Genomic DNA, 21,349 nt, shown 5'->3' with positions numbered 1-21,349 from the left:
GCACATTAGAAGATGCGTTATTGCATTACGGAAAGCCTGATATTTTTAACAGTGATCAAGGGTCGCAGTATACCAGTACTGAATTTACAGGGCTTCTTTTAGCAAATGATATTAAGATTAGCATGGACGGTCGAGGTCGTGCCTTTGATAATATTTTTATAGAACGCTTGTGGCGTAGCGTTAAATATGAAGAGGTTTACATAAAAGATTATGCTGATATGCAAGAAGCCAAACGCTCATTAAAACGATACTTTGAGTTTTACAATTATGAGAGACATCATCAAGGTCTTGCGTATAAAAAACCAGCGGAGGTTTACTTTAACACTAGCTATAAAAATGCTGATGCTGACGCATTTAAAGAGAAACTATTATTAGGTTTAAAACCAAATGAAAACATTTGCTTGAAGCCTATAATTAATGAATTGAATTTACAGTAGAAAATATCCCATTTTTATTGCAAAGTGGTCTAGACAATGGGGAGTACTTTAGTCCAACACGATATCGTTAAGTCTTCTTGGCTTAACTGATGCTCATCAGTAAGCCGTCACTTACCGTGTGAAACTATTTGAAATACACTTCTGCTTCAGCAAATTAATCCATTTGATGTAGTAAAATCGCTACTTTTGCGTAGAAACGCAGGTTTCTTTCTCATCATTATGTCCAGATAGTAGACGGATTATGTACTTAAGGATATTAGCTAAGTATATTAAACATCAAATCTAAGTCGACGTTGTTTAGATTTTTTAATTCATAATTTGTTAAACCTAAAAGATAAAGGAGATTAGCATGGATAATAACATTCCTTCCAATAGTTCATTAGAGTTCAAAGATAAAGATATAACTCATAGGGCAAAGTTACTTTATAGTGCTTTAGGCTCTAAAGAGCTAATATCTCAACATGTTTACGTAAACAAGAAACCCACCATACATTTTGGCGTAATTTGTCCATTAGGTAGTATTTCCCAAGAATCTCAAGCGAAAACTGAAGTACTAAACAGATTATTAAGCACATATATAAATAATGATCCAACATACAATAAGCTCACTGTAGGTATAAATGGTGATAAAGCTAAGGTTAAAACGTTGATAGACAATTTCAATGAAAATAACCAAAATTTCGGAATCAATCTAATATACACGGGAGAGTGGAATACAAATCAAAAATATGGCTATCATAGAAATGAGGTTCTAAATAACATTACAAGTCAATATGCAGATGATAATTGGAATACCTACTATGTATCACAAGACTTCCCGGAAACAGGTTTGGATGGGATGTGCCTAGATTTGCTTGACACAAACTCACAACCAATCCACCCAGCCGATGCTTTGAGAAATACGCTACTTATTAATAAAACCCCGAAAGGTGATGAGCTCTACGGGATAACCAATAAAATTAGAAGCTCTTACACATATACTGACCCTAAAAATCCGAATAGTTATGTAGAGGGCTATGATCAAAGAGCAACATCTAAGCTTTATGCTAATGAGTATGATCCAGAGCCATCTACAGCTTATGGTTTACCTTATATCAAGCAGGCCACAAAAACTATAAAAAATGAAGAGAAAAAATATAACAACAACATTGAACGCAACGGACCATATCTTTTGACTAATGGTGAATCAAAGGCACTATACAATAAGCATTCCGACATAGAAAAAGATCTACAAAGTAAAAGTCGCGACTATAATAAAAAGCCTATGATTGGCACAGTTATCTCTCAGTACTCAGTGATTACCGCCCCTGGCAAGCATGTAGCTGAAAATATTAATAATGATAGTCAAGTAAAAACAGATCAACAATATGATAATCAAACCACTGGATCAACCGCACTTAATGGCTACTATGGAGACAAGAAAAACATCGAGGAATGTGATCTTAAAAGGGAGAGGTCAGCAACAACTTATGGATTAGGCTGCATTATCGATGATAAAGTTGAGCAACCAACGCTTGAGAATATTTTCAAAAAAACTCTTGAGAACATAAATGCGTCTAAGTCAAGTAACAGTACCAATCTTAATTGTTAGATTTAGTCTAAAACATACTCATTTCAACATCAAATAAAATAAGGAACAATAATGGATAAACTACTCTCAGACAATGTTCAAGATAAGCAACAGCAAGCAACGAGCTATTATGCTAATCACTTAGAGAGGTGCTATGACAGTGATGATGATTATAATAACACGCTTAACCAACGCGCTCACGCCCCTAACTCTATAGTGCATTACTTCAAAACCGTGGCAAAAGCCTTGCCAAAAACTGACGAAGAAATAACAAAAGAGGCTGAAGCAATTGTTAACGCTATCAAACAACAAACTGAAGATAATAAAGCGTGCGTCGGTCAAGAAAATCACCTATGTATAACTTATAATTACAATTGGAATAAACTCAACAGTGATCAAAAGTTGGATGCTAAAGATGCAAATAGTTATTGCTCACGATTAAGAAATACAGTAAAAGGTCTTTTAGTTGAAAATGGTTATCTTAAATATGATGATGAACTTAGTAAAGTTAATTTACATATTTCTCAACCATATAACCTCCTAACGGCAACTGATAAGATCAAACATAAGGATATTAAAAAGTATAATCAAAACCCTTATGGCATGGCAAGGAATCAGGCATTTACTGAAGCAAAAAAGATTGCCAACAGTATAATAAAAGATGACAATATAACAAAAATTGAGCCAAAAGATATTTATTATCATTTTATTGATGGTTTTGATGAGCTTGGACTTGATTTAACAAATGGTAGTCATACACAAACAAGCTCAAAGGTTCATCGCATTATTGCAAATGGTCTAGATCACAAAGATGAAGAGCTTCTACCAAGGGTGGCATTAATGACAGCACCTTATAAGTATGATTTAAGTAAATTTGAAGAAGCATACTCAGGGCAAAAACAAGAAATTGAACTTGAGAATATTAAAAATGCTACTTGCCGCCGTTTGCAAGGCAAAAATGCCTACCCTGGAGAATACTGCTTATTTATTAATGGTGCAATTGCAGATGCTATTATCGATAAGAATCAAAATCTCTTTTCCTATGGTGCCGCCGAAGCGATGGATTTATCAACTAAAATGCACAAAGTTTTAAAAGGAAATAACTCACTCATTGAAAATTTCTCAACAACTTTTTGTACTGCACAGGATACTGAGTTTGTTACACTACCAGGAAAGCATGTAGGTTCAATATCTTCAGAATTGGCTAGTGATATACAAAGTACAAAAGGTAGCAGCGAAGATGAGATTAAAAGCAATAAGCAAAATAAAGTATGTACTGAATTTAAATTAGACATCAATAAGAACGATACGCAAGTAAAGCGAATCTTAAATCAAGTTGATAAATATCATTCAGTATTTTGCAACATACATCTTGATGATCAGTCTTTCCCTATCGCATATAACCTTAACCTCACAAAAACCTGCAATGAGAAAACAGGAGAAAGACAACATGCTGATAAAGATACAGTTATGAACTTTAATCGCAACAATAAATTTGATAGAAATGACATACCGATGGATAGTATAAAAGAATCGATTTCACCATGCCATCAACAAATAAACCTTAATAAAAAAGGTGGTCCTGTTGCGCAAATGAATAACATATCAAGAATAAATAATAATCTTCATTTACTTGGTAAAACAGTAGATAAGAAGATATCGTTGTTCAAAGAGTTCGAATCAGAACGTTCTAACAATTCTTTAAGTACCTTTTATACAAAATAATTATTTAATCAAAAGCGGGCTAAGACTAAATATTCACCCACAAGTGCTCACCGCACCCTGATTGTAAGTCTAAGCAATACAGTGAGCATAAGTCAAAGCGATGCACTGAGCGTCAGTCGAAATGGGTACGCTGAATACCACGAAAAATCAGACTTGATAAAGGCTTCGACTACGCTCAGCCAGCACTTACACAATCAAAGTGAGCTGGAATCAGGTCATAGCTCTAACGCAACCGATAAACCTGTGCCAAAAACTCAACACTCGGCAGCCAACGCAAATGGCTCAATAACGAGTGATTGTCGACATAATTTTGGCTAAATAAACCAAGGTAGTCATCAAAACCACCTTGGAATCCTAACAACTGTCCGACATGCTGTTTTAAATCTGATAATTCCGCTATTGCCTCTTTAATCTCAAAGAGACCAGATCTTTCTAACATCATATGCTGCCACTGATGGTAATATCGATTAAGCTCCGCTTGTGACTTATGGGGTAAGTAGATAATTTCTTGCTGAGGATAGTCGTTTAATTGTGCTAAATCCAGTAGCTGCACGTAACTACAGAAGTGACATGCTAACGCTAAGTTTTCCATCCTATTGTTGTTATAGTCGTGATTGATATTAACTATATAGTATTGATTCAATTGTGTTTGACAGAAATAACAGCTGTTTTGTTTTTTTTGCAATGTATTAAGACATTGGTCATACTTTGGTGCTGATAATCGCGTCAAAAATGTCTGCGAGTTACCCGCGATAGCCATTAATTTAAGTGGTAATACACTTCTATCTGACTCTTTACTTTTTGATTTTTTAGCTATGACCATATTCCTGCCCACTTTGATTTTATAAACGTTGGCTGAGCATAAGTCGAAGCCTCTATGAAGTGTGATTCCCAAGCGTATACGCTTCGACGGATGCTCAGTGTGCAGTGAGCACTTATGGGTGAATATTTGGTCTTAGCCGATTTTTTACTTGTTATTTGATCTTCATTTTCTTTATTTTTCATTTCTTTCAACCGTTTTATATAACTGATATTCCTGTTGCAAAGCCATTATTAACTTTTGTAGCATCGGTGTTGCAATCGGTTTTTTCAAACTGCGCTCCGCCTGCCAATGCACGATTACCGCAGCACCTTCAACAAAAAATGTCTTGCGCCCAACATTATTCAACACATACCACAAAGTACGATTGACCTTTTTAAGCCACAAAAATCCAGAGCTTGCAAGAATTCCCCCCCGTCTTGCTTGCGCTAATAACTCACACAGCAAAGTAGAGGTAAAATGATGTTCTGTGATAATTTGCTTAATTTTTGGATGATCTAAACACTGAGGAAAGTATTTATCAATATCAATATATAAGCGCTTACGGCTTAGCTTTTTATTCACAGACCCATCTGCACTAAAGTAACCCGTTAATCGCTCGAGTAACTCGTTAGAAGCTTGTCGTTGATCACAAACACACAATGCAAAAGCGGTAAACAGCCCGTAAACCTCAATCGATAATTGCGTATTGATATGCCATACCTCACCTAGCTGTTCAATTAACTTTTTCTGCAGTAAATTAAGATCTAATTGGTGATTCTTGATTAATTGACAATGCTTTAAATAATTTATCGGTGATAAACCCGTTTCAAATAATTTATTCTGCACATCACTTGACTCTTCAGATAGCAAAAAAACTTTTTTAAAGCGCTTAGCAATAAATAATGACAAACTCTTCATACTAAAGCCTGTGCGATAGCGTCGTGACGGGTGATAGAAAAAAATCAGCCCTATCATCACCACACCACTGCTTAAAAACAGCGGATACAAGGCTTCAGAAGTATTGTATGAAAGGTATTTAAGCTGTTTTAAGGTAACTTGAGACTCTAGTACATGATTGCTCCAATTCATGAGCATGACATAGCTGTGATCCCATAGCATAATAAACATCAATTCAACTTGTTTGATTAGGAATACAACGTAGACGATCCAATCATGAAACAACCAGTATAGAAACAATAACAGCAACAAAATAATGGTAACAACATAAAAGGAAGCCATGCCTGTATCATCAGCATTTGGCGTATTATTGGCCATCGTTATCTCCTGCAAATAGCCTATCAATGTTAATGACATTATCATCACTAAACTGTACTAGTGCATCATAAATAAATGCCACTTCGACTAAGTCAAAGCTATCATTATTGATGTTGTTGAAAATACTCTCATCAAAAACATAGCTATAGGCACTATCTGCTGTCACCATCAAATGATTAATTAATTTTTTTTGTTGCTGAAGCTGATCAAATGTTTTTTCTTTATCGTTTTCAATATAACGCATTTCTGCCTGTTGGCTCAGCCTGAGTAAGATATTCTCTAATTGCATGATTATCTCTCTATATTTAATCGTTTTCCATTTTCGTAAGTAGCTGTTTAATGCGATCAACATCAAGTGTTTTAAGATAGGCATTTGATAGTTTTTTCATGTGCGCCATACGCGCTTGTTGACGTTGTTCATTTTGCTGACGCGGCATGCCTTTAATCGTGTTAAAACGATACATCAAATCTAGCAACCGAGACGCATCAACCAAGTATTGAGTCATAGCTGTCTGAGTGATATCAAAATATGGACTGTTCATCTTATCCTCCAAAGATATCTCAGAGAACAAAACACCTCCGTCATCTAGTTGAGCACTCTCTAATAATTCATCTAGTTTTTTGATGTTGTTATTTAACTGGTTAAGCTTATTGCTATCTACATTTTGAGAAGCATCCGCGTTTTCTGCGCCAATCCATCCTTCTATTGTTTGCGTATCTCTATACACTTGTGTTACCGGTGATTGCTGCAGTAGTGAAGAGCTTAAATTAATCGATTCTATGGTGCCAAAGTTATTTGTTGTTGCGGCTTTCATCGACTGAATGAAATTGACACTAAATGGCTCAACCTTTAGGAGTTGATTTAAACCAATAAATTTCGTTTTCTTAGGTGCGGCATAAAATGAACGCATGCGAATAATACTTGATTTAAAGAACACATGTGCCTCACCTGGCAACTGATCTTTTAAATCCATCAGATCAACCCGCGCACGTTTTTCAACACCGGCTTCTTTACTGTCTTTATAACCTAAACTGTTGCCATCATTACCCATATTGTAGCTACGCACTGTTGACACATAGGCTTCTCCTGCTGTTTTATTAAAGAAATCCCAAGTCTCTGTTGGATCTTCCAGTTTCATACATAGCTTAATGTTGGTGTTGGCGAAAATAGAAGCGGCTTCCTCTTTAGATGCTTTTTGAAAGGCTGGAATATCTTGTCCGGCAAACACCACAGAGAAACCTAATGATCGTGCTTGCGCAGGCACCACGGCAAATCCCTCTACCGCATAGTAACCATATTCATCTAAAATACACAAAAATGGCGTATCGGAGTTGGAAGGTTTTGACTCGATGACTTCTTTATAATCACCTTGAATCTTAGCTCCCAATCCCGCGGCTAACATTGCTTTAAGCGAGGCAATAATCAACTTACCTAAGTTGGATAACTCATCGGGTGACTTCTCTAATGCGGGCAATAACACTACAAGAATACGACGATTTAAAATCACATCGGCAAAGTCAACATCGGCAAGATTGGTACGCATAATATGTGCATAAACATCGGCAAGTGAGCCAAAAATTCTCGTTAACTGCATTGTGATATAACCATGTTGTTCATAGGTTTTATCCGATTGCTTGCCAACATTTTTTGCCTGATATCCCGGTAAAGTTGCCAGATAGTTATGCATAGGGTCAGTTACTCCATCCGGTAGTGCTTCTTGCAATATCACCGTTTGGTTATTATGATCAAGCACTTGTTGATTGTGCAATAAATCTTCAACAACATCCAAGATAAAATAACGACGTATGGTGTTTGCTTCAAGCAGCAAATACCCTTTATCTCGTAAATACACCAACAAACGCATCAATGCTTCGACAAACGAGATTGCACGACCTTTCCACATATCACCATCTCCACCACCTGAGTTGGACGATGACATCATACTCACAATCAGCTGTGACAACATACTCGATGAGCCTAATGCAAACGGATTAAGCGTATTGGAAATGCTTTCTTTTTGTGGGCCGATAATATCCTCAGCACCGGTCATATAGTTAACGACTAACAGATCATCTTCACGCCCCATAAATTTTGCCATTGAGAACACCTGTGCATATAGTGAGTTATCCCCCTTGCCATCAACATAGATAAAGCCTGAGCCATGTGATAATGCATTAAATGCAATAGATAATAATGTTTGTGTTTTCCCTGAACCTGTTGAGCCTAAAATCAACGCATGTGTGCGCATATCATCATCAGCGAACCACAATTCATGATTAGTTGATATTTCATTACCAAAGAAGTACAAACCTTTGGCTTTGCCTATTTTTTTTTGTTGTAAATTGCTATCGGATAAATCAAGATCTTTCGCCCCCAGCGGTAAACGAAAAGGGATTCTTGGTGTTTGCCAAAAAGCATTCCAAAATAGTATGACGATAAATATAAACAGCAGATCACTCACTAGCGGAAAAACAACCAATGCAATCATGCTGATGGCGATTAACAAAATCGCCCCAAACCTTGATGAAGCAAGATCATACAGCTGGAATATTAAGCCACGTGTATCACGTATCGTATCGCTGGGTCTTGCCTCTTGCTTTCGCGATAACCCGCGCACACCATTTCTACTCATAATAATCGATTTTCTCTACTTGTTTTTCTCGCCCCAAAATCCATTCCCGCAAATTTAACAAAAATATCATCAGCGATATTTGATATCGACTTAAGATAAACAGTAAAGTAACTGCTGCAAGACTCAAGCATACCGTCCATGTCCTAAAGTGAAACAGCGTAAGCACAATCGGGAAAAATGCTTGCGCTTCAATCATAAATAGTTTTGGTGTGCGCCCAGAATCTCGCCAATGCGCATAATATTCAGACATTTTAACTCCTTAAATCATTACTAATATAACGTTCGCTTTAGGCATGCCTCATAAGTCTCCTGACTAATGATGTTGTCTTTAAATAATTCTTCAATATGATCTTTTACTGTCGTATTTGCAGCAGTCATCGCTGTCTTAATTAATTGCGATAGCATTGTTATCTCCTGTGATAGTAATTGAGCTCTCAAGTTGGCATCAATAATAATGTACTCACGCAAGGCTACTTGCTTGCCATCAATCGTCGGTATCAACTTTTGCCAAATAATGGCCTGAACCGTTGAGAAAAAATCATAATAGACACGCTGTTTCTGTTCTTGATCAAATAGCATAAGCAAGCGATTAACCGATTGCACCACCGACTGACTGTGTAAAGTGCTAAAAACACTGTGCCCAGTCAATGCCGCTTCAATCACTGCACTAATAGTTTCACGATCACGCGCCTCACCCACCATAATTGTCGTTGGCGTGCGCCTTAATGCATTACGTACCGCATAGGCAAAATTAGGCAAACAACGTGGAACTTCTGTTTGTGCAACGAGCGTCTTATCACATGATGGCAACAGATACTCAATAGGCGCTTCAAAGGTAATGATTTTTTCACCACAATGATTATACATAGCTCTCTCCATCAGCATCGATGCCAAAAGTGTTGACTTACCTGAGCCTGTTGCGCCACACACTAAAACAATTCCCTGATCAACATGACTTAATCTTTTAATAGATTCAGGTAAATTTAGTGCGTCAAGCGTAGGTGGTTTGCTCGGCAGTTGGCGCATAGACACCTGCAACCCTAAGCGTGACTCCAGTGATATTAAGCTTGCGTTGACTCTAAAGCGTACTTTGTAATGATGGTCACCGATAACACTGTAGCTAAAGTCAAGATCTTGACCACTTAGCACTTTTGCCACTGCATTGCTACCGTAAATAATATTCACAAAATCCTCAACTTCATTCGCAGTCAGCGCTCTTTGCGTCACCTTTATATGTTGGCCATGCTTCACTGCCATCACCGGCGAGTTTGTCTGGAAGGTCAAATCACTACAGCCCAACTGCCCACTTCTGAGTAAAAGTTCATCATAATGTAATTTTAAGAAGTACGGTGGCTCTCCTGCTAATAAATACCTACTATTATTGTCAATGCTTGTCATCTGAATGATCATCCTTTACTGGCTTTGATGATTGAAACGTCCCGTTTAATAAAGCGCGCCAATTTTTGCTATTGCCTTGAAACTGTGGCTCAACACTCAATTGATAATTCCGATTGTCAATCGCGAGATAGTTTGTCTTATTCACAATAGCTTTACTTGCCTCTTTGACATAAGGCAACACTACCATGTTGCGATTAAGCAACTCGTAATACATGACCATTCCCGAAAAATCACGCTTCAATCTGTATAAGTTTTGCTTAAAAATCTCAACCGACTGTTCAACCCCTGTTTCCCATGCTTTACGTATTGTCTCTTGCCAGATCTTTTTCTCCGCATCATTTTTAGGCAATATCGATTTATCAGGCGGATCTGGTTTGACAACATTAGTAATGAGGTAATCTCGCCACGTTGGGACATTTGATACAAAATAGGCTTGTTTAACAATTTTATACACTTGACCATTTAACTGCACTTCACGTTCATTAGCTGAAACATTCGATTGGTTATATCCTGTTTCAATAACAGGCGGCATAATATTGCGACTTAACAACAATGTATTGAAATTATACACCTGATAAAGCATTGCCCTTATTTGATCAAGTCTCTCATTGATTTCTTGTTGACCAAAGTATAAGCCAGTTTGCACGCCAAGCTCCAAAGCAGCTTGTTTGACTGCTTTTTCTCTTAACGTCAAATGATTGGGGTCATACCTGACTAAATCCGTATTATAATCCAAATGATTAATCGTATGTAAATCGAGTGCTACCATACGTCAGCATACCTAACACTAATGACTTTTGCCTTAGTGTTTAACTTAATCGTTAACTTCTTAGCTGCCTGAACCGCAACATCACGTAACACATTAATTGCAGTATCTTCAACTGGCGCATTGAGCTTACCAACAACCACCACAACCGGAAATGGTGGGACCTTGCCAAACACTTGCAACTTATAATCTGTTTTTTGCGCTATTTGCTGCAAAATATTTTCTATCGGACCATAGTAGCTAACAGACACGCGCTTTTGTAAACTCGCATCTTTAATGTTAGCAAAAGGTAATTCACCACTGCCAAAGCGAATGGCATTAGAGCGGTTTAACTCAGTTAAGGATGCTTGTATTACTTTTGATGAGTTAACTAATTCTACTGACATCACGCTATTAATGTATTCTTTTTGCTGCGACTCCGTCTTTGTTAAGGCATCATTATTAACATGACTGCAGCCTACCAACAAGAATAACGGCAAAGCGAGCATTAAATATTTATTATTTTTCATACATGACCTTTTAAGCAGACTATTTCTAGTCTATTAAGTTGCTAAGTTATATCCTATTCACTCATTCCTAACTGGGATTAATCATCAGTCTTAGGATCAGGAGACGGCGTGTTACCCGAAAAAATACTCTCATTAACAACAAACTTATTCTTTACTCCATCACCAAGATCCTTGCCCAGCGTGTTTTGTAGCATCTGGATACCAGGGACTAAGCACATTAAAAACACACCCAACAACAAATGCCCACTGCCATGCTTAACATGCTCACCTTGCGCGCCCTGAGTAGTATGATGCTTTCTAAATAACTGCAAAGCGCTATAGACAAACCACATACCAATCACAGTAGCCACAACTTGAACAAAAGCCTTAATTTGATCAAAAAAACCTACAATCCCTACCGCCCATTTTAAAAAGTTCTTATCATCTGCGGCAAATGATAAACTAACCGCAGCAAAGATCATACCAACCCCCAATAGCAACCTGCCTAGCAGACGCCATTTAACTGTCTTATTTAGATTTAATCTACTCATGTCTTTCTCCTATTAATTGCTTTCTAGTAATATTCTCTTTAATCGTCTATCCCATATGAGGAATATCCGCATAAACCCTTGATATAATCGCCATACACATCGGGGCATTCATGCCAATAATTCCAGCAATCATATGCGATAGCACACGACCAACACCGGCATCATGCTGACCTTCGGATACCTTAATTAATAAAAACATACCGCGAATTAACGAGATAAAGCCGATCAGTCCAAGCAGTGCAAAAATCAAATACTTTTGTGCTTGAGCAGGATCTTGATGCTTCGCAACCTGATCTGCATAGCCGCTAACACTATCTATTAGATGATATTCATACTCACCCGCACCTTCTGGCGTAAATTGAATATGACTAAAGAGCGTGTTGCTAACCATCTCAATAAATCCTGACATTGACAAAAGCATGACACCAGCAACAAACATCAAAATAGTGGTCGATGGCGCGTAATATCGAAACATCTGCTGCGTTTTACCATGCTTGCTCAAGCGTATTAGTGCCGCAAAAAGCAAACAAAATCCCATAATCATACTAACGTAATCAATCAGCTGAAAAACGGTATAATCGATATTACCTTTTTCACCGGTAAACGTTCTTAGCAATTCCTGAATATATTCAACCATAACATTACCCTCAGCGAACCACACCACCCAACCATTATTTATGAGCAGGTCTTTTACATGCTGGGTATTCTTGACCATTATGCCGACGGAAATAAACAACATACTTAAGAGTTCATCAGTTTGTCCTAAGACCATCGGTTTATTACACGATTATGCAAAAGATCATTTTCCAATCTTACTTATTGGAGTTACTTATGGCTCACAAGTGAATATTTATCCAACAGCACACACCCATCTTGCACAAAAATCGCACCGTAATTTCGGGTAATTTACCCCATAGAAAATCATGGTTACACTATGATACATTACCCACTCAGACGCCATGGGTCGAATTATTTCAAATATTATTACAGCAGGAGAAATGTAAATAATGAATAATTATAATATTGGTTTTTTTGAAAAAGATCATCAAGGGAAGCTTATCAGTGTAGATCAAGGTTATTTAAAGCACCTTGGCAAAAATATCGCTGATGTGGTTGGCAAGATGGAAGTTGATATTTGTGAGCTTAAGCCTTTTCATAAACAATATAGTATTGGTGAGCGTGAATCTATTCTACTCAAAGGCACTTCAATCCAGCGCGAGCTTTTTTATTTTAATGAATCCGGTCCTGAGCCGATCATTACAACGCGTGCTTTTATTAAACATGCTCCCTATATTATCCGAGGGTTCTTCTTCAAATTATCAAAGTCACCTGTTAGCTGGGATGGTAAGTATCTCACCATTCATAATTATATTAAACCTGCAAAATTATCACTGCTTAAGTTCTATGTACTAACACTCAAATGCCGAGGTCTTAGCAATCTTGAGATTGCTAAGCGAATATATCGCGCAGAATCTACCGTCAGAAACATTATTCAGGATTTACATATTATATTTGAAATCTATGACATCATTACCTTATCACGATATTTTGATCTTGGTCATTGGTTGAATAAACTAACCATTGAGTTGTTATCTGAAAAATTTGGAACCAATTTGCAATAAAAATTTAGGATAGGGATATATAGCATGGCTAATCAATATGCAGAAAGTTTTCAACACTACATCGAAGAAAAATACAATACACCTATTAAGCAGGTATTAAATCATTTTAAACATATGGAGTATGATTTCGAGCAAATAGCCAATATGACAGGCTATAAAGCAAGCACTGTCAGAAAGTGGTGTGCTCGCTTGGAAATAGACATAAAGTCTTATGCTGGTCAGTCAGGAGAATGCTCTGTTTCTCTACTTGACATCATCCAACAACCTCATATTACGACTCAAAATGCCTTATACAAACAATGGATATAAATCACGGAGGATCTACCATGTTATCTCAAAAAAAAGCATTCCTAGAACATATCCAATATTTTGGCGTGGATGAGATCATCAATGAACTATGTCAAGTATTTGAGTGCTGTGGCATCGACTATGCGAATGTTAATGAAGCATTTACTTGGTGCGCACCATTGACTAAACATAAATATGCTGCACGTTTTCACAACAATAGCAATTACCGCATACAAGACCCTTATTTAAACTATGACCTTATTCCTTACTTACCTAAGTTCTGTCAACTTGCTGAAATTGCTGTACACGCTACATCATGGCAAGAATTATTTAATCCCAAACACTCAGATTACGGCACCTGCTATGCTATCAGTTATTGGATAAGCGATAATTTAAACTTCCATCGCTTTGTGATCTACTTTGATAACCCGCATAAAATGATTCAGTTATTTACGCAGTTTACCAACTTGGAAATTCGCTTACGCTCACTATTAAAAGACACTCTAAAGCTCATCGGTCAGTTCTATGAGCCTTTTAGCCTACTGCCTGAATGCTTCAAAAGCATTGTTCTACCTAGCAACTGGTTTCATAAAGAAGCAAAAAAACGCATACAAATTACGCATAATCTCAATGACAAAGAAGTTGGCTTTATTGAGTTACTTGGACAAGGCATATCTGATAAGAAAACACTGTCCAATAAACTCAATATGTCACCAAGAAGTATTGATAATTACCTATTTAGGCTCAAGAAAACATTTCACTTTCATGATAATTATGATCTATATGACTATGCAAAAAAATACTCCATACTCTCTCATTAACTAAGGGGAGAGCGACTAACCGAGACAACTTATTTACAATTGGTATAAGGAATTTTTGATAAAGCCATAACTATAGCTAAAAGCGGTTGCTGAGTAATAATCCCTATAAACATTGTTTACCCCCATTACACGCGACGCTAAAGAACGAATCCCTAGAATCTTACAACCTTGTAGTTCATTTTGGTTTGATTTACAAACGACAATACTCTCACCAAAACGTTTACTCGCTTGTTTAGAAAAGGAGGGCGGTTCATCAAAATACTCTAGAGTAACATATCCAACACTGCCTTGAGAGTCGATTTGAATACGCTGGTAATCAACAGATAAGTAGTTATTAGATAATAACGAAAAATAACTCAAATCTCGTTTAATCTGTGGCTTTACTAACTTACCTTGGCATAAGCTGCTATCTATCTCAGCATATTTACCTACATTTGAATGCTGATACTTGAATATTACCATCGTATTATCAGAGTATAGCAAGTAGTCAGCAATTTCTTTTTCATCTTTGATAACAAATTTTAATGCTTGATCTACTTCTTCGGCAAGATAGTAATGTAAATATTTGTCTGGATTAACTATCGTGATCACAGCAAGATCAGCATAGGTATTCAATAAACGGTTCGAACCAACATATGTTTGCCAGGCTATACGCGTCAGTAGTGGGTGGAGCGCCACAGTATAATCACGCCCTAGCATCAGCGTCATATTATGACCATCGGTACTTGCTAATTCAATCTGTTGATTCTGCTGATAGACAATATCTACAAAAGCATTATTCTTGCGATTTTCAAATGTACGATAAAGGCAATGATAATTTGTTAGAATTTTATTAGGCGTTAGCGCAATGCCACTACAGAACTGTTTTTTATTTTTATCATTATTCTTACTTTCATCTCCACCCCCAGTCTGAATGCCAACCATTGCATTAAAGATAAGATTCAATGTCTTATTGTTATAACTCGTTATGTCATATTGCCATTGGCGCCACGACAAATAATCATAGGCTTGCATTTTACCCTTGGCAAAACCCAAACCGATTTCTAACAACGCAAAACTAACCAACAATACAATACGCATATCTCATCTCTTTTTTAACTGGAGTTACGAACTTTTGCTACTTCAACACCCCGCCTCGCACGCTCGGCACCCCTCTTGCAAAGAGGGGTGGCAGCCACAGGCTGACGGGGTGTTTATAAAGTCATAGTTTTTCTAAAGTGCGTAACTCCAGTTTTTAATGCACTAAAGAAGACCTAGAGATAACATAAATATGGACGCACGCCAATGAAGATTATCAAGATATAAATCGATACATGTAGACAAGTGTTTATCGCACCCTGAGCATAAGTTGAAACGATGCACTGAGCGTCAGTCAAACTGAGTAAGCTTGGGAAAATTACACGCCATAAAGGCTTCGACTTACGCTCAGCCAACGCTTAAACAATCAAAGTGAGCTGAGTATGGTCATAGCCTATTTGATTTATTCTTATAGCTCAAATCCAGCATACTAAATCAATCCATTTTTTGAACTATATCGGATTTTAATTTTCCCTCATCCGTGTAGTTTAAACTGCACGAACGATCCCACAAGGAGAAATAGTCTTTAGCTTAAAATTGAAATCTATCGTCTAAATAGTGAGCACCTTCGTCATAATTTGTTACATAGTAAACAATTAACGGCTTTATTTTATTCTTATCAGGAGCACCTTCGTAAGAAAAATTACTCACACTATTTTGCAAATTTAAATTGGTATGTTCTGTTGGGGATTTATAACAAATATTATCCCCTACTTTTCCTTTAGATTTGTTGGTCATTAATACGCTATCTTTACACCCCAATGAATTTGCAGCAAAAATCGCTGACATTTGTTTACTTATAGTTTGAACTAAATGATTAAAAATATAGCTTACTCCTTTACTAGACTTATTATTCTGGTTCAAAATCAAATAATTTGCAGCTGTCGCTAAAACATTATCAAATATTATCGAGGCACCTTCGACATTCAAATTGACTATATTAAATAATGGAATACTAACATCTTCGCTATTGGAAAAAATATTAAGGTTTTTTATTGTGACATTAGGAGATATATCAATAACGCTCTTTTTCCCTTTCTTTTTAAAATTTTCCACATTTAAAATGGCCGTCTTGTAGATCCCACCATCAATGGTTACGTATGGTGGAATATCATAAGTATACTCTGGTTTAAGGTAATATGTTTCAGGATACAACTTGATGGTTACCGGATTTTCTTTGCTTGGATTGAGTTCTTTTGCTAGATCTAATAATGTATCAAATCGTTTTTTTTCCTCTGCTACAATGACTGTTTCTTTATCTACTTTTTTATCAAGCTTACCTTGCAGTGCCTGTGCTTTTGTATCAGTATAATTTTCAGACTCATTCTGAGCTTGTTTGGTAGCTGCTTGAATATCTTTATAAATACCCGTGTCTTTTTCCTTACTGCCTACTGCATTTTGCAAAGTGATCAAATCTGCTTGATTTGCTTTAGCAGCTAATTCACTCTTATCTGCTTTATTTGCCAACTCACTCTTATCTGCCTTAGTAGCAAGACCATCGGTTAATTGCTGGTTTGACACCTTGTCAGCTAACTCACTCTTATCCGCCTTGCTATTAATGCTATCCTCCAAGGAAGTCTTCCAGTCTCCATTTAAGTCACTTTGCAACCCCTCAAAAGTTGGTGCATTTAACTCAGGAAGTGATATATCATTCGCCAACACATTTTGTGATAGCGCTATACTGCCCATAGTAACCATGGCAAGTGTTAAAGTTTTCAATTTAGCTTGATACATTATTCTTTTCTCCGTTTTTTTGGTTAAAAATATTTCGTTATGCCGTTACAATATCTAGCGGCTTATTTGATTTCTTATCTGAGATACTCTCTGGATTAACACCCAACTGACCTTTACTATCATCACCCCAACATTGAATAGTTGCAGACGGTGTAATTGCACAACTATGTTGATTACCATTAGCAATTGCTTTATAGGAGTCACCTATAACCATTGATGGGACATTTGCTTGATCAAAAGTGCCATTGCCTAATTGTCCTTTATCATTTGTCCCCCAACACCATGCTTTATTGTTATTATCCATCGCACATGTATGGTAATTACCCACTGAAAAACTTTGTATATTTTCGAGGTTTTCCACTTTTATTAAGTGATTTGTGCTAGTTGGTATTTTATCTTTTTGTCCTAGCTGTCCATATTTATTAGAGCCGGTACAATAAAGTGTATTATTATCAAAACCAACGCATGTATACTGATTACCCGCTTTGACAACAACAGGCTTAGCATTGATACCATCAAGATTCATTGCTTTTGGACTTAGGACTTTGGCAGTTGTATTACCCAAGCCAAGCTGACCTTGAGCATTTGAGCCCCAACACATGACTGACTTTGCTTCATTTGTAGTACTTTGTGTTATCGCGCATGCATGACTAGTTCCTGCACTGATACTGAGTACTTGCTCTGAACCAAATGATAACACTGTGGGCTCGCTCATATTTGTGGTCGTTCCTAACCCTAGCTGTCCCATACTATTACTACCCCAACAATAAGCTTTTTTGTCCTGATCAAGCGCACAGCTAAATTCTCCACCACTTGAAACCATCTGAAACTTCACGGATCGATCTTGATTAACCTTAATAGGTTCTGGCGATGATTTGATATCACCATTACCTAATTGACCACTCTTGCCTTTCCCCCAGCAATAAGCCTCTCCTGAATTATTGACAGCGCAAGCATGAAAGCTACCTGCTGAAAGTGAAGTAATATCCTCTATTTGATTGGGCTTAACTGGAATATAGCTAGTAGTAGTACTATTATTTCCTAGCTGACCATACACGTTCTCTCCCCAACAATAGGGTTGACCAACGCTATCGATGGCACAATTAAAGTTTAAGCCCGCACTAATGCTACTCCACTTTATAGGTTGCGGGACAACACTAATTGCTAGCTCTTTACGATCTAATTTGGTTTTATTTTCACCCACGTCAGTAAGGGTGATTTTTTGATTGCCAATATCAGCGTCACTGGCTACAGCAAGAGGGAAGTCACATCTTTTATGATCGCTATCTAAAGTACATTGACCTGCTTTTATCTGACTATCTTCAGAGGAAATTTGCCATTTCTCTGGTAATCCGATTTGATAGGTAGCTTGAGGATTATCGACATCAGTCGTTATTACAAGCTGTGCATGCTCGCCCTGAGCGATTTTCTCCATTGATTGCCCTTGATCATCAATAACGCTTACATGCGCTATATTTTCAATCAATGAAATCGTACTTGAACCTACATCATCACTATCAGCAAAAACTTCAAGCTTAGCTTGCTGAGCATTTTCATCACTAACAGTACAGCTAAAATTAAAGCTCTCTCCCACTTTCATTTGATGCTGTGTGGGCATACAACTGATGAGTCCATTATTTTCTTTTAATGATACATTATAGTTACCATCCACTGCCCCCGCCGTGAGATTATGATCTGCTGAACTTAATGAAACACCAACTGAATAAGTCTCTCCTTCAACCATCCTCGCTGGGGCATTTATCGCTCCTTTGACACTTGGCTTAACAGGTGAAGGTTGACTTGACTGCCCACCTCCGCCACCACAACCAGCTAGTATTGCCACACTCAAACTTAATATGATCGGCTTAATCTTTATCGATGTCATTTTTTAAATCTCTCCAATTTGATTTTTAGCAATAAGACATTGCAACTGCTGTACACACAGGAGGATTTTACATAACCGTTCTTGTTAAAAAATAAATCTGATTGTCTGACGGACATTTTGATAATTAGGGAACAGGAGATTGCACTTCTATGAAAATATGTACCGTCCGCAAACCATTTAAAGAGTATCTTTTCAAATCTGCCCTTTTGTGCGTATAAGGAGCTCTCAAACTACGCAACCAGTGCGAGACAAAAACCGCAGTTAAGAGCCATATAAAGTTGGATGTAACAGCGTGCTAGCGAAGTCCAGATGGCCGTTATTTGAAGAGCAAATAGTAGAAGCAGGCAACCACTTTAATTTAACATACAAATCATTCCTGCCTTCTTAACCGGATAAGACAAGAGATCTAAAAATAGCCAGAATCATCTCCGCATTCACCGTGGGATTATTGACGCCAAATAGTTGGGGACGCTACAGCAATGGAATCGAGAGTCTGCACACAGAGTGTTGCAACTTAGAACTTCTTTAGCAAGTAACTAGTGTCACATATCTAAGATACGCGAATACTTTAGAGATGGTTAATACCACATAAAATATAACTTTAACAAGAGCAGTCAGATATTCGCGTGTTTAAAAATTGTAACACTAGTGGGCTCAAGACGGGAAATTAGTGAAGCAGTGTATTTATAAAAATGTAGCATAACAACTATATTAGGAATGCTCTCTTTAGGCATTGATTATAGACAGCTTGGTTGACGATTGTTATTAGTTCGTACGTTCAGTTTGCGACTGAAACCTGTACCTGTTACCGTGTATCCATACTTATGTCGTCGTCTGGTGCAGCTGATGAGCTGCTTGCTTCGTTGAATATCATTGGAGAACTGCTTCTGCTTCTTTCCTTGTTTTTGCATGCGACGTTTTTAGAGTAATCCTCTCTGAATTTTAAATAATCCTTTAGATAAGTCTGATATTGATATGAAGATTTACTCAGTTCGTCTAATAGCTTTGAGGCATGATTTTTTATATTGCTACTGATTTCACTGTTTGAGATGAGGTCTCTTAAGTACTTTTCTAATCCTTTTTTAGTGCGTAAGGTAAGGTGTGAAAAGCGATGATCAGATGTAACGTTTTCTTTGTCGCTGTTGTGCGCTGGATTAATAGCTGAACATGCTCTTTCATGCATATCAAAACAATTTATTGCGCTAGATAAATTATATGGTTGCTGTCCCTGTGAGGCTCTTACACAAAGATTGAACTTCTGTTGTTGTCTGTCTTTTAGATTGTTAGCATAAACATTAGGTGTTGCCATTCCCGTCTTTTCGTTATATTCCATAGTATCTTTATTTTTCTTATAATTCGTGTCTGCATTTGGAAATACGATTGAGACATCTTCTTCTCTATCATCAAAATTCGATCTTAACCACGTTTTACATTTTTCTAATATACTATTGGCTATTTTAAAGTTGTCGTCGTTCTGGGCTGTAATGCCATCATATTTATTCGCATAGTGAGCTGGAGCTATCAGTAATTTTTTTTCTTTATCATATATACCTTGTGTTGATGTAGCGACATTCGTATCATTTAAATCAACAATTTTAAACCTTGCACTCAGATTTGTTGTATCTGAACTATTAAATAATATCACCGATCCGTCTAAAGAATATCCATTGTCATTCTCGTTAGGTTTATAATTTGATAATATATAGTAATCCTTCCCATCTATCTTTATTGTGTTATCGGTATCTGGTTCTAAGGCGCTTTTTTTATTTTCTAGCAAGTCATTTAATGCCTTGGGTCTTTCTACTATAGTTATAAATTTATCCGAGCGTTCAGATTTTTTGGACATTATAAGGTGCTTAAGCTGACTTTGAAGAATCTCTTTTGTATATTCTTCTTTAACTAATCCTTTATGCTCTTTTGTATATGGCTCTACTTCACTATCCTCAAATGATGATGACGCCTGCGGCATCAATTCTACTTGAGAAGAACTAATCGATGGCATAGAATCCGGTATTGATTTATCCCTGCGCAGTCCATAGTTATAGTCCTTATCTTTCTTTCCGAAATGGGACGTAAAGTTTAAGCCACCTTCCAGATTTAGATTAAAAAATTCAGTGATATGTGAATTTACATGCTCGCGAGGGATAACGAACCTGGGTTTTTTTCTTTTGTCATCAGATGAGCTTTTGACTATTGGTTTTTCTAACTTTTTAAATCTTATCTTTTTTGTCATTTCTTTCCTCATTTTATTTCGTTTTAATTTAGCGTTTATTGAAC

At 37.0% G+C, this 21,349-nt stretch carries 20 protein-coding genes; 6 read left to right on the top strand and 14 right to left on the bottom strand.

What is annotated here, in order from left to right; genetic code table 11:
- The 3 genes from IE867_RS10120 to IE867_RS10110 all read left to right on the top strand — a co-directional run.
- Positions 1-437 (top strand): integrase core domain-containing protein (locus IE867_RS10120; RefSeq protein WP_192484609.1); only part of this gene is annotated, 437 nt, incomplete at its 5' end.
- Positions 438-786: 349 nt separating this feature from the next.
- Positions 787-2,028 carry a hypothetical protein gene (locus tag IE867_RS10115; RefSeq protein ID WP_192484608.1) on the top strand — a complete coding sequence of 414 codons (1,242 nt, stop codon included), beginning with the start codon at positions 787-789 and terminating at the stop codon, positions 2,026-2,028.
- Positions 2,029-2,241: 213 nt separating this feature from the next.
- Entirely contained in the window at positions 2,242-3,732 is a 1,491-nt protein-coding gene (locus IE867_RS10110; RefSeq protein ID WP_192484607.1) for a hypothetical protein, read from the top strand.
- Between the two features lie 223 nt (positions 3,733-3,955).
- Here IE867_RS10110 and IE867_RS10105 read toward each other — a convergent pair whose 3' ends face one another.
- The 10 genes from IE867_RS10105 to IE867_RS10060 all read right to left on the bottom strand — a co-directional run bounded on the left by IE867_RS10105 (position 3,956) and on the right by IE867_RS10060 (position 12,282).
- A complete protein-coding gene (locus IE867_RS10105; protein ID WP_192484606.1) occupies positions 3,956-4,555 on the bottom strand; it encodes a hypothetical protein in 600 nt (199 codons plus the stop codon).
- 171 nt (positions 4,556-4,726) lie between these two features.
- Positions 4,727-5,809 (bottom strand): secretion/conjugation apparatus DotM-related subunit, encoded by a 1,083-nt coding sequence (locus IE867_RS10100; RefSeq protein WP_192484605.1) that lies wholly within the window; start codon positions 5,807-5,809, stop codon positions 4,727-4,729.
- Complete coding sequence (locus IE867_RS10095) at positions 5,799-6,098, bottom strand: hypothetical protein (RefSeq protein WP_192484604.1); 300 nt, start codon at positions 6,096-6,098, stop codon at positions 5,799-5,801. The genes IE867_RS10100 and IE867_RS10095 overlap by 11 nt, the downstream gene beginning before the upstream one ends.
- Positions 6,099-6,114: 16 nt before the next feature.
- Positions 6,115-8,442 carry a type IV secretory system conjugative DNA transfer family protein gene (locus tag IE867_RS10090; RefSeq protein WP_192484603.1) on the bottom strand — a complete coding sequence of 776 codons (2,328 nt, stop codon included), beginning with the start codon at positions 8,440-8,442 and terminating at the stop codon, positions 6,115-6,117.
- Entirely contained in the window at positions 8,435-8,692 is a 258-nt protein-coding gene (icmT, locus tag IE867_RS10085; RefSeq protein ID WP_192484602.1) for an IcmT/TraK family protein, read from the bottom strand. The genes IE867_RS10090 and icmT overlap by 8 nt, the downstream gene beginning before the upstream one ends.
- A 20-nt stretch (positions 8,693-8,712) precedes the next feature.
- Positions 8,713-9,840, bottom strand: a complete 1,128-nt coding sequence (locus IE867_RS10080; protein WP_192484601.1) for a type IV pilus twitching motility protein PilT — start codon at positions 9,838-9,840, stop codon at positions 8,713-8,715.
- On the bottom strand, positions 9,827-10,609 hold the full coding sequence (locus IE867_RS10075) for a type IV secretory system conjugative DNA transfer family protein (RefSeq protein ID WP_192484600.1): 783 nt from the start codon (positions 10,607-10,609) through the stop codon (positions 9,827-9,829). Before IE867_RS10075 ends, IE867_RS10080 begins: the two co-directional genes overlap by 14 nt.
- Entirely contained in the window at positions 10,603-11,115 is a 513-nt protein-coding gene (locus tag IE867_RS10070; RefSeq protein WP_192484599.1) for a DotD/TraH family lipoprotein, read from the bottom strand. Before IE867_RS10070 ends, IE867_RS10075 begins: the two co-directional genes overlap by 7 nt.
- 77 nt (positions 11,116-11,192) lie before the next feature.
- A complete protein-coding gene (locus IE867_RS10065) occupies positions 11,193-11,645 on the bottom strand; it encodes a hypothetical protein (RefSeq protein WP_192484598.1) in 453 nt (150 codons plus the stop codon).
- 46 nt (positions 11,646-11,691) lie between these two features.
- A complete protein-coding gene (locus IE867_RS10060; RefSeq protein WP_192484597.1) occupies positions 11,692-12,282 on the bottom strand; it encodes a hypothetical protein in 591 nt (196 codons plus the stop codon).
- A 370-nt stretch (positions 12,283-12,652) separates the two neighbouring features.
- Between IE867_RS10060 and IE867_RS10055 the strand changes: the two genes are divergently transcribed.
- Genes IE867_RS10055 through IE867_RS10045 form a run of 3 tightly spaced genes read left to right on the top strand, consistent with a single transcriptional unit; the run spans position 12,653 to position 14,376 of the window.
- A complete protein-coding gene (locus IE867_RS10055; RefSeq protein ID WP_192484596.1) occupies positions 12,653-13,267 on the top strand; it encodes a response regulator transcription factor in 615 nt (204 codons plus the stop codon).
- Positions 13,268-13,291: 24 nt separating this feature from the next.
- A complete protein-coding gene (locus IE867_RS10050) occupies positions 13,292-13,576 on the top strand; it encodes a hypothetical protein (RefSeq protein ID WP_192484595.1) in 285 nt (94 codons plus the stop codon).
- A 17-nt stretch (positions 13,577-13,593) separates the two neighbouring features.
- Complete coding sequence (locus IE867_RS10045; protein ID WP_192484594.1) at positions 13,594-14,376, top strand: hypothetical protein; 783 nt, start codon at positions 13,594-13,596, stop codon at positions 14,374-14,376.
- Positions 14,377-14,409: 33 nt separating this feature from the next.
- Here the strand turns inward: IE867_RS10045 and IE867_RS10040 are convergent, their stop codons facing one another.
- From IE867_RS10040 to IE867_RS10025, 4 genes are all read right to left on the bottom strand, one after another.
- Complete coding sequence (locus IE867_RS10040) at positions 14,410-15,456, bottom strand: trypsin-like serine protease (RefSeq protein ID WP_192484593.1); 1,047 nt, start codon at positions 15,454-15,456, stop codon at positions 14,410-14,412.
- A 528-nt stretch (positions 15,457-15,984) separates the two neighbouring features.
- A complete protein-coding gene (locus IE867_RS10035) occupies positions 15,985-17,187 on the bottom strand; it encodes a hypothetical protein (RefSeq protein WP_192484592.1) in 1,203 nt (400 codons plus the stop codon).
- 37 nt (positions 17,188-17,224) lie between these two features.
- The gene (locus IE867_RS10030; protein ID WP_192484591.1) at positions 17,225-19,072 is read right to left on the bottom strand and encodes an RCC1 domain-containing protein; all 1,848 of its coding nucleotides are present in this window, start codon (positions 19,070-19,072) and stop codon (positions 17,225-17,227) included.
- An 805-nt stretch (positions 19,073-19,877) separates the two neighbouring features.
- Complete coding sequence (locus IE867_RS10025; RefSeq protein ID WP_192484590.1) at positions 19,878-21,305, bottom strand: hypothetical protein; 1,428 nt, start codon at positions 21,303-21,305, stop codon at positions 19,878-19,880.
- Positions 21,306-21,349 lie beyond the last annotated feature (44 nt).

Origin of the sequence: Cysteiniphilum marinum (genome assembly GCF_014857925.1) — a bacterium.
Taxonomy (GTDB): domain Bacteria; phylum Pseudomonadota; class Gammaproteobacteria; order Francisellales; family Francisellaceae; genus Caedibacter; species Caedibacter marinus.
The sequence above is the reverse complement of the archived record's forward strand: the minus strand, read 5'-3'. Positions and strand labels throughout refer to the sequence as shown.

Coding starts and splice junctions, on each gene's coding strand:
- IE867_RS10115 (WP_192484608.1), top strand. CDS start 787: ATGGATAATAACATTCCTTCCAATAGTTCATTAGAGTTCAAAGATAAA.
- IE867_RS10050 (WP_192484595.1), top strand. CDS start 13,292: ATGGCTAATCAATATGCAGAAAGTTTTCAACACTACATCGAAGAAAAA.
- IE867_RS10025 (WP_192484590.1), bottom strand. CDS start 21,305: ATGACAAAAAAGATAAGATTTAAAAAGTTAGAAAAACCAATAGTCAAA.
- IE867_RS10105 (WP_192484606.1), bottom strand. CDS start 4,555: ATGGTCATAGCTAAAAAATCAAAAAGTAAAGAGTCAGATAGAAGTGTA.
- IE867_RS10070 (WP_192484599.1), bottom strand. CDS start 11,115: ATGAAAAATAATAAATATTTAATGCTCGCTTTGCCGTTATTCTTGTTG.
- IE867_RS10095 (WP_192484604.1), bottom strand. CDS start 6,098: ATGCAATTAGAGAATATCTTACTCAGGCTGAGCCAACAGGCAGAAATG.
- IE867_RS10030 (WP_192484591.1), bottom strand. CDS start 19,072: ATGACATCGATAAAGATTAAGCCGATCATATTAAGTTTGAGTGTGGCA.
- IE867_RS10055 (WP_192484596.1), top strand. CDS start 12,653: ATGAATAATTATAATATTGGTTTTTTTGAAAAAGATCATCAAGGGAAG.
- IE867_RS10075 (WP_192484600.1), bottom strand. CDS start 10,609: ATGGTAGCACTCGATTTACATACGATTAATCATTTGGATTATAATACG.
- IE867_RS10065 (WP_192484598.1), bottom strand. CDS start 11,645: ATGAGTAGATTAAATCTAAATAAGACAGTTAAATGGCGTCTGCTAGGC.
- IE867_RS10045 (WP_192484594.1), top strand. CDS start 13,594: ATGTTATCTCAAAAAAAAGCATTCCTAGAACATATCCAATATTTTGGC.
- IE867_RS10060 (WP_192484597.1), bottom strand. CDS start 12,282: ATGGTTGAATATATTCAGGAATTGCTAAGAACGTTTACCGGTGAAAAA.
- icmT (WP_192484602.1), bottom strand. CDS start 8,692: ATGTCTGAATATTATGCGCATTGGCGAGATTCTGGGCGCACACCAAAA.
- IE867_RS10040 (WP_192484593.1), bottom strand. CDS start 15,456: ATGCGTATTGTATTGTTGGTTAGTTTTGCGTTGTTAGAAATCGGTTTG.
- IE867_RS10035 (WP_192484592.1), bottom strand. CDS start 17,187: ATGTATCAAGCTAAATTGAAAACTTTAACACTTGCCATGGTTACTATG.
- IE867_RS10080 (WP_192484601.1), bottom strand. CDS start 9,840: ATGACAAGCATTGACAATAATAGTAGGTATTTATTAGCAGGAGAGCCA.
- IE867_RS10090 (WP_192484603.1), bottom strand. CDS start 8,442: ATGAGTAGAAATGGTGTGCGCGGGTTATCGCGAAAGCAAGAGGCAAGA.
- IE867_RS10100 (WP_192484605.1), bottom strand. CDS start 5,809: ATGGCCAATAATACGCCAAATGCTGATGATACAGGCATGGCTTCCTTT.